Here is a 7138-nt window from a genome sequence, read left to right as displayed (position 1 = left end):
AGCTGATCGCCCCGATCGCGATGGAAGACGGCCTGCGTTTCGCCATCCGCGAAGGCGGCCGCACCGTCGGCGCCGGCGTTGTGTCGAAAATCATCGAGTAAGGCGCTTAAGCCAATACTCAAAGAAAGGGCGTCCCTTGGGGCGCCCTTTTTGCTTGGATGTATGCTAATGCGCGCAAACTGCCTTTGCCGAAGGCTTAATCGTAAGCAGCATCCACGATAAATTCCACTTTCAGTTCGGGGCGTGCCAGCTTGGCTTCCCCGCAGGCGCGGGCCGGTGCGTGACCTTTGGGAACCCAGGCATTCCAGACCTCGTTCAATCCGGCAAAATCTTTCATATCGGCCAGCCAGATCGTTACACGTAGCATTTTCTCACGTGATGACCCGGCTTGTACGAGCAGGGCATCGATTTTTTCGAGGCAAATTCGGACTTGTTCCTGAATAGTGTCACCCTCGGCGACTTGTCCGGTCAGGTAGGCCACGCCGTTGTGTTTTACGATTTTCGAGGACCGTTCGCCGGTGTCGATGCGTTCAATCATGGGGCATTCTCATTTAGATGTTTGATGCGGCTGTTCATGGTCACAAGATGACATGCTTGGCAATTGCTATTTTCGTGGCAAGATCTGCGGTCGTTTTGGCGGTTTAATTTTACCTCCACTTCAACGCAAAGAAGTGACCCCATGTTTGCACTCGAAGCAAACGGCGCGAGTCTCGCAAGGGTTGGTGTCAGAAAATCAGAGCTTGGGGTAAATCATGTTTGGACTTCCGTTCGTACACTACAGCACGCGTATCCTGCACAGCACCGATCTGGGCGACATGCAAGCCGCAATCCTAAGCGCCGATGATCCTGAGACGGGCACCAGATCGCACCTGCCACGTCCGCAGCAGAAAGTAAGCCACATAACTTGTCTTTCAGAGAAACCTGAAAGATTCCGGGTGAAAAAGTAATAGGCCGGAGTCAACGCTCTAGCCCACCTAACAGCGACTGCTAAACTCAACATGCACCTGTAAAGCGCGCCTGGCCCCGGTCAGCGCGCAAAACTGATGAGGTAGGGCATGGTGGGTTTGGACCTTTTGGTAAATGCGGCGAATGTCTTTTACCTGATATCTTATTCGGTCAGGGATATTTTCTGGCTGCGTGTTCTGTCGGTGATTGGCGCGATGATCCTGCTGCCCTATTACTATCTGCAACCCGCGCCGCTGTGGGCCCCAATCGGGTGGAACCTGTTTTTCACCGGTATCAACATCTTTTGGATTGTGCGTTTGTTGCTGGAACGACGCCCGGTGCCATTTACCGATATTCAAAGACACCTCTATGAAATCGCTTTGCGCAATTTCTCGGAGCGGGACGCATATGACCTGCTGAGAATGGGAGTTGCAAAAACAGTTCCGGTTGGAACCAATCTGTTAACGCAAGGTAGCCCGGTACACAGCCTATCCCTTATCGTGGATGGGGAAATCGGTGTTGAGATGAGCGGAGACCGCGTAGACACGCTAGGCGAAGGCCGGTTCCTTGGTGGGACAGCCTTTCTGGCCAAAGATCAGGGCTTTACCGCGCCGGTGACCGTGACAGCCCTTAAACCGTCACGGGTGATCGAATGGAACATGTCCGATCTGACTGCGGAACTGCAAAATCAGCCAGATCTGGCAATTTCAATCGAAGCCAGCCTTGGGCTCGAGATTTCGCGGTTTCTGCAAACCGCCAGATTACAGATGGCCTAAACCGCGGATTCTGCGGCAGCCCGTACGGCGCGAATATTGTCGCCATAGACACCGGGGCTTTCAACTGATCCACCCTTGAAGACAGCTGATCCTGCGACCAGAACATCAGCGCCTGCGGCTGCAACCAACGGGGCTGTTTTCGGGTCAACACCGCCGTCGATCTCGATATGCACGGGGCGGTCACCGATCATCTGACGCAGTTTGCGGACCTTGCTGGTCATGTCGATGAACTTCTGACCACCGAATCCGGGGTTCACGGTCATGACGCAGACCAAATCGGTCAGGTCCAGAAGATGTTCGACGGCTTCGGCTGGCGTGCCGGGATTCAGCGCAACCCCTGCCTTCATCCCGGCTGCACGAATGGCTTGCATCGTACGGTGGGTGTGCGGACCGGCCTCGACATGCGCTGTAAGGATATCGGCACCTGCATCGGCATAAGCTTGAATATAAGGATCAACCGGCGCGATCATCAGGTGGACATCCATCACCGTTTTAACGTGCGGGCGGAATGCTTTGACGGCGGGTGGGCCAAAGGTCAGGTTCGGGACGAAATGGCCGTCCATAACATCGACATGGACCCAATCCGCGCCCTGGGCCTCGATCGCCTGAATCTCTTGCCCGAAATTGGCGAAATCGGCGGATAGGATCGACGGGGCGATCTTGATGGTGCGGTCAAAGCTCATGGTGGCCTCGTGTCAGCTGAAGAGTCGCGGTCGCGTATACCTGCGCTGCATTGCAAAGGGTAGCCCCCGCGGTTTGCCCAACGTTACAAAACTTTCACCCCATTGCAGGAGTGCTTGAGCATTATAGGAGCAGTCATGTCTAAGGGCGGAACCACTCCCGCACTCGCAGGCGCATCGGCTGTGCCGATACCCCTTGGCGGCTTTGGGCCCGGCGCCACGCGCAGCGCTACGCCCAACGGGATGAGGCCTCCGCAAGGAGGTCGAAGACGGGCGAGAGCCTCCGGTGCTCAATCATTATTCAGGGTCAGGGTAACCCGCTCTCCTGCAAAAACCGTGCGCCCGTATTCGACCGGCACGCCGTTTAGATCGGCATTGATCCCCGTCGAAAACAGCACCGGAGCGCCTTGCGACAGTTGCAGATGCAAACCCTGTGTCGCCGTGGCAGCCCGCGCGGTCAGGCGGGTAGACACACGGGTGTAGTCTGCGACGCCACAGCGTTGCAGTGCCTTGGTCACGGATCGCGTGTCTTGCAGTGCAGTCAGGATGTCGGGCAGACGATCAGCCGGAAAGACGCTCTGAAATAGGCCGATGGGCTGGCCATCGGCCAGAGACAGGCCGTCATACACGTGAACCGTGTCTCCGGGGGTAAGCTGCAGAGCTTCGGCTTCGGTTTCATCTGCCGCGCGGGTGGTCAACGACAGGATCGTCTTGCCCGGCATCTTACCGCTGGCCGATATGCTTTTGTGGTATCTCACCCGTTTGCCAATTGGATAATCGGTCGGGCGCGAGGCCACAAAAACGCCTGACCCGCGCCGTGGGCGGACCAGACCTTGTTCGGCCATGTCCGACAGCGCGCGCCGTACCGTATGCCGATTGACACCATGTTGCGCCGCCAATTGCGCCTCGGTCGGCAACCGGTCACCGGTATTGTATCGCCCCTCGGCTATGTCCGAGGTCAGGCTGAGCGCAATGCTTTTCCAGACAGGCGTTTTATTCATGTCACCAAACTTTCACGGGTGCGCGGATTGCGGGTTCTCCGCGAGGGGTGTAATATTTGTCTAGTTGTATAGTTCATGTAGACAACCTGGCCAAGGGGGGTTGATGACCGATAAAACAAAAACCGCGAATGCTGCGCGTCAGGAATGGATGGGTTTGCTGGCCTGCGCTCCAGAAGAAGAACTGATTGCGTTGTTGGATGAAATCGGCGCGCCTCCGAGCTTTCAATGGCTCCGTCACCCCGAAGTAGGAGGTGTGATGGTGCGCGGACGGACCGGCGGCACAGGCGCGCCATTTAATCTGGGTGAAATGACGATCACGCGCTGTTCGCTCGCGTTGCAGGACGGAACAATTGGTCATGGCTATGTGCAGGGACGTTCCAAGCGAAAAGCGGAAATAGCGGCGCTGGTTGATGCGTTGATGCAAACCGACGCCGCCGGAGACGTTCGTGCGCGGGTGATCGCTCCGCTTGGTCAACAGATGCAGACAGCCAAAACAACCCGCGCCGCCAAGGCCGCGGCCACCAAGGTCGAGTTTTTTACGATGGTACGAGGTGAAGACTGATGACCGTGCAAAACCAATTTTCAGGCGGGTTCCAGAACGCACCAATTGAAGCGGCCCATGCTTTTCGTGCCGCGATGACGGTCATGGCGCGCCCGGGTGAGATCCGCCGGATCATCGGCACTCACCCACCCGCGCCCTTGTCCGTGGCGGCGGGAACACTGCTGCTGACGCTTTGCGACCCGGAAACCAGTGTGTTTTTGGCGGGTGACGTTGATACGGATGCAGTGCGGCAATGGTTGACCTTTCACACCGGTGCGCCGCTTGTGACAGCGGACCAGGCTGACTTCGCAATCGGAACGTGGCAAGCGCTGATGCCCTTGGGGCAGTTCCGCATTGGAACGCCTGAGTATCCTGACCGTTCAGCGACGCTGATCGTGGAATGTGACGACCTAAATCAAGCAGGGGCAACGCTGACGGGGCCGGGGATCAAGGGCGTCGCCCTTCTGTCACTACCGGATATTCCGACGCTTCGGGCCAATGCGGCGCTGTATCCATTGGGATGTGATTTTTTCTTCTCGTGCGGTGACAAAGTCGCAGCGTTGCCGCGGAGCACGCAGATCAAGGCAGAGGGTTAGTCGATGTATGTGGCTGTAAAAGGCGGTGAGAAGGCCATCGAAAACGCCCATGCCTGGCTGGCCGAGGAACGGCGCGGGGCGACCGATGTTGCTGAACTCAGCATCGCGCAGATCCGTGAACAGCTGAGCCTTGCGGTAAACCGGGTAATGGCCGAAGGGTCTTTGTTCGACCCCGATCTGGCTGCTCTAGCCATCAAGCAAGCGCGCGGCGATTTGATCGAGGCGATTTTCCTGATCCGTGCCTATCGCACCACCTTGCCCCGGTTCGGGTATACCAACCCGGTTGAAACAGACCGTATGGCCTGCGACCGCCGAATCTCGGCCACGTTCAAGGATGCGCCGGGCGGACAGGTGCTGGGTCCGACCTTTGATTACACACATCGTTTGCTGGATTTCAAACTGGCCGCCGAGGGCGAGGTTCCGCCCTCACCCAAAGGTCAGCCACGCACAGACCCGGTTCCGCATATCGCCGACTTTCTGAAGGATGAGGATATCATTCAAGATGAACCCGCAAGTGACGACGCTCCGGCTGATCTGACTCGGCAACCGATGGAGTTTCCGGCCGGACGCCCCCTGCGCTTGCAATCGCTGGCCCGCGGGGATGAGGGGTTTGTGTTGGGCATGGCCTATTCAACCCAGCGCGGTTACGCCCGCAACCACGCCTTTGTCGGCGAATTGCGCATCGGCAAAGTCGCGGTCGAGATAGATATTCCCGAGTTGGGCTTTGCCATTGAAATCGGCGAGGTGGAATTGACCGAATGCGAGACGGTGAACCAGTTCAAGGGCTCCAAGACCGAACCACCCCAGTTCACACGCGGTTATGGTCTGGTCTTTGGCCAGTCGGAACGCAAATCAATCGCCATGGCTTTGGTCGACCGCGCGTTGCGCTGGCAGGAATTGGGAGAAGACAATCTAGGTGCCCCTGCGCAGGACGAGGAATTTGTCCTGAGCCATGCGGACAACATTCAAGCGACCGGGTTCCTCGAACATATCAAGCTGCCGCATTACGTGGATTTTCAGTCCGAACTGGAATTGGTCCGCAAGCTGCGGCGCGACGCCGAGGCGAGGACTACACCGCAGGAGGCAGCCGAATGAGCCCAACCAACGCACAGCGGATAAGCGGTTTATTGCTCCTACTCCGTGTCCTTCACCCTGTGATCGCCAAGGTCAAGGGCACCGATTGCTTTCCAAATACCGGCCTTGTCCCGCAGCATCGATTCTCGTCGCCGTCTGGAATGGCGGATATGCAGGATGAGATAAAACATAATGGCCAAAAAGACCGCTCCACATACAAAAACGTCCATAAAAATACCAAAACACAAAGTGATACTTCAAAATGAATGAGTACAACTTTGCATATTTGGACGAGCAGACCAAGCGGATGATCCGCCGAGCTATCCTCAAGGCTCTGGCTGTTCCGGGATATCAGGTACCTTTTGCCAGCCGTGAGATGCCCATGCCCTATGGCTGGGGAACGGGCGGCGTGCAGGTATCGGCTGCGACATTGACGCCGGACGATACGCTCAAAGTGATTGACCAGGGGGCCGATGACACCACCAACGCCGTCTCGATCCGCAAGTTCTTTGAAAACACCGCAGGGGTGGCGACAACCGAGGAAACCGCGAAGGCAACTGTTATCCAGACACGCCATCGCATCCCCGAAGTAAAACTGACCGAGGATCAGATCCTTGTGTATCAGGTACCGATCCCTGAACCCCTGCGTTTTCTCGAACCGCGCGAGACCGAGACCCGCAAGATGCACAGTCTCGAGGACTATGGCCTGATGCATGTGAAATTGTACGAGGATATTAGCCAACACGGGGTGATCTCGACCGCGTATGCCTATCCGGTAAAGGTCTCGGGGCGTTATGTGATGGATCCGTCGCCGATCCCGAAATTCGACAACCCGAAGCTGGAAATGGACGCGATCCAGCTGTTCGGGGCTGGGCGGGAACAACGCATCTATGCGCTGCCGCCGCATACCAAAGTGGTGAGCCTGGATTTCGAAGATTACCCGTTCGAACCCACCAAGGCCGATCATGCCTGCGACCTGTGCGGGGCAGAGGACAGTTATCTGGACGAGGTAATCATGGATGATGCAGGCAAACGGATGTTTGTCTGTTCCGACACGGATTACTGCCGCACGCGACGCGCGCGGGGGAGCCAAGGGCGATTAAGCAAGGAAGGCGAGATATGATACGGCAGAATGTATTGGGAATAGATCACCTTGGCCTGACCGTCGCTGATCTGGACGCCTCGAAAGGGTTCTTTGTCGACGGGTTAGGCTGGGACGTGGTGGGCGGCAAGCCGGAATACCCCTCGGCTTTTATCAGCAACGGTGCCGCCGTGCTGACACTGTGGCAGCAGAAGGGTGACAACCGGCGCGGGTTCGATCGGCACGCAAATGTGGGTCTGCATCACGTGGCATTCAAAGTGCCGGACGAGGCCGCGCTGAACACCGTATTCGATGCCATCAAGGACTGGCCAGGGGTTAAGGTCGAATTCGCGCCAGAGCCATCCGGCGCGGGTCCGAAAATCCATTTCATGATCCGGGAACCCGGCGGCAACCGGATCGAATTTGCGTACGACCCGAGGTGAC

At 57.2% G+C, this 7138-nt stretch carries 11 protein-coding genes; 8 read left to right on the top strand and 3 right to left on the bottom strand.

Features of this window, described 5'->3' with window-relative positions:
• Nucleotides 1-101: EF-Tu C-terminal domain-related protein (locus ACR0B0_RS18305; protein WP_017929992.1), on the top strand; the 101-nt coding region annotated here is incomplete at its 5' end.
• A 95-nt stretch (nt 102-196) separates the two neighbouring features.
• Here the strand turns inward: ACR0B0_RS18305 and ACR0B0_RS18300 are convergent.
• The gene (locus ACR0B0_RS18300; protein ID WP_170414024.1) at nt 197-538 is read right to left on the bottom strand and encodes a RidA family protein; all 342 of its coding nucleotides are present in this window, start codon (nt 536-538) and stop codon (nt 197-199) included.
• 517 nt (nt 539-1055) lie between these two features.
• Here ACR0B0_RS18300 and ACR0B0_RS18295 point away from each other — a divergent pair.
• The gene (locus tag ACR0B0_RS18295; protein WP_480649030.1) at nt 1056-1721 is read left to right on the top strand and encodes a Crp/Fnr family transcriptional regulator; all 666 of its coding nucleotides are present in this window, start codon (nt 1056-1058) and stop codon (nt 1719-1721) included.
• On the opposite strand, the gene rpe is transcribed toward ACR0B0_RS18295, so the two are convergent.
• Both rpe and phnF read right to left on the bottom strand, forming a co-directional pair.
• Nucleotides 1718-2404 carry a ribulose-phosphate 3-epimerase gene (gene rpe / locus ACR0B0_RS18290; protein ID WP_480645325.1) on the bottom strand — a complete coding sequence of 229 codons (687 nt, stop codon included), beginning with the start codon at nt 2402-2404 and terminating at the stop codon, nt 1718-1720. The two genes, ACR0B0_RS18295 and rpe, sit on opposite strands and share 4 nt — an antisense overlap.
• Nucleotides 2405-2691: 287 nt before the next feature.
• Nucleotides 2692-3402, bottom strand: a complete 711-nt coding sequence (phnF, locus tag ACR0B0_RS18285) for a phosphonate metabolism transcriptional regulator PhnF (RefSeq protein ID WP_170351821.1) — start codon at nt 3400-3402, stop codon at nt 2692-2694.
• A 103-nt stretch (nt 3403-3505) separates the two neighbouring features.
• Here phnF and phnG point away from each other — a divergent pair, with 103 nt between their 5' ends.
• Genes phnG through ACR0B0_RS18255 form a run of 6 tightly spaced genes read left to right on the top strand, consistent with a single transcriptional unit; the run spans nt 3506 to nt 7137 of the window.
• Entirely contained in the window at nt 3506-3964 is a 459-nt protein-coding gene (phnG, locus tag ACR0B0_RS18280; protein WP_170351820.1) for a phosphonate C-P lyase system protein PhnG, read from the top strand.
• Nucleotides 3964-4539, top strand: a complete 576-nt coding sequence (gene phnH, locus ACR0B0_RS18275) for a phosphonate C-P lyase system protein PhnH (protein WP_480649028.1) — start codon at nt 3964-3966, stop codon at nt 4537-4539. The genes phnG and phnH overlap by 1 nt, the downstream gene beginning before the upstream one ends.
• Before the next feature lie 3 nt (nt 4540-4542).
• Nucleotides 4543-5634 carry a carbon-phosphorus lyase complex subunit gene (locus ACR0B0_RS18270; protein ID WP_480649026.1) on the top strand — a complete coding sequence of 364 codons (1092 nt, stop codon included), beginning with the start codon at nt 4543-4545 and terminating at the stop codon, nt 5632-5634.
• Complete coding sequence (locus ACR0B0_RS18265) at nt 5631-5879, top strand: hypothetical protein (protein WP_480649024.1); 249 nt, start codon at nt 5631-5633, stop codon at nt 5877-5879. Before ACR0B0_RS18270 ends, ACR0B0_RS18265 begins: the two co-directional genes overlap by 4 nt.
• The gene (locus ACR0B0_RS18260; protein WP_480649022.1) at nt 5876-6736 is read left to right on the top strand and encodes an alpha-D-ribose 1-methylphosphonate 5-phosphate C-P-lyase PhnJ; all 861 of its coding nucleotides are present in this window, start codon (nt 5876-5878) and stop codon (nt 6734-6736) included. Before ACR0B0_RS18265 ends, ACR0B0_RS18260 begins: the two co-directional genes overlap by 4 nt.
• Nucleotides 6733-7137 carry a VOC family protein gene (locus tag ACR0B0_RS18255; protein ID WP_425081460.1) on the top strand — a complete coding sequence of 135 codons (405 nt, stop codon included), beginning with the start codon at nt 6733-6735 and terminating at the stop codon, nt 7135-7137. The genes ACR0B0_RS18260 and ACR0B0_RS18255 overlap by 4 nt, the downstream gene beginning before the upstream one ends.
• Nucleotide 7138: the final 1 nt, after the last annotated feature.

It is taken from the genome of Ruegeria sp. BA12 (genome assembly GCF_056539625.1).
This window is presented reverse-complemented; position numbering and strand designations above follow the sequence as displayed.

Coding starts and splice junctions, on each gene's coding strand:
- ACR0B0_RS18295 (WP_480649030.1), top strand. CDS start 1,056: ATGGTGGGTTTGGACCTTTTGGTAAATGCGGCGAATGTCTTTTACCTG.
- phnH (WP_480649028.1), top strand. CDS start 3,964: ATGACCGTGCAAAACCAATTTTCAGGCGGGTTCCAGAACGCACCAATT.
- ACR0B0_RS18265 (WP_480649024.1), top strand. CDS start 5,631: ATGAGCCCAACCAACGCACAGCGGATAAGCGGTTTATTGCTCCTACTC.
- ACR0B0_RS18255 (WP_425081460.1), top strand. CDS start 6,733: ATGATACGGCAGAATGTATTGGGAATAGATCACCTTGGCCTGACCGTC.
- ACR0B0_RS18270 (WP_480649026.1), top strand. CDS start 4,543: ATGTATGTGGCTGTAAAAGGCGGTGAGAAGGCCATCGAAAACGCCCAT.
- phnF (WP_170351821.1), bottom strand. CDS start 3,402: ATGAATAAAACGCCTGTCTGGAAAAGCATTGCGCTCAGCCTGACCTCG.
- ACR0B0_RS18260 (WP_480649022.1), top strand. CDS start 5,876: ATGAATGAGTACAACTTTGCATATTTGGACGAGCAGACCAAGCGGATG.
- ACR0B0_RS18300 (WP_170414024.1), bottom strand. CDS start 538: ATGATTGAACGCATCGACACCGGCGAACGGTCCTCGAAAATCGTAAAA.
- rpe (WP_480645325.1), bottom strand. CDS start 2,404: ATGAGCTTTGACCGCACCATCAAGATCGCCCCGTCGATCCTATCCGCC.
- phnG (WP_170351820.1), top strand. CDS start 3,506: ATGACCGATAAAACAAAAACCGCGAATGCTGCGCGTCAGGAATGGATG.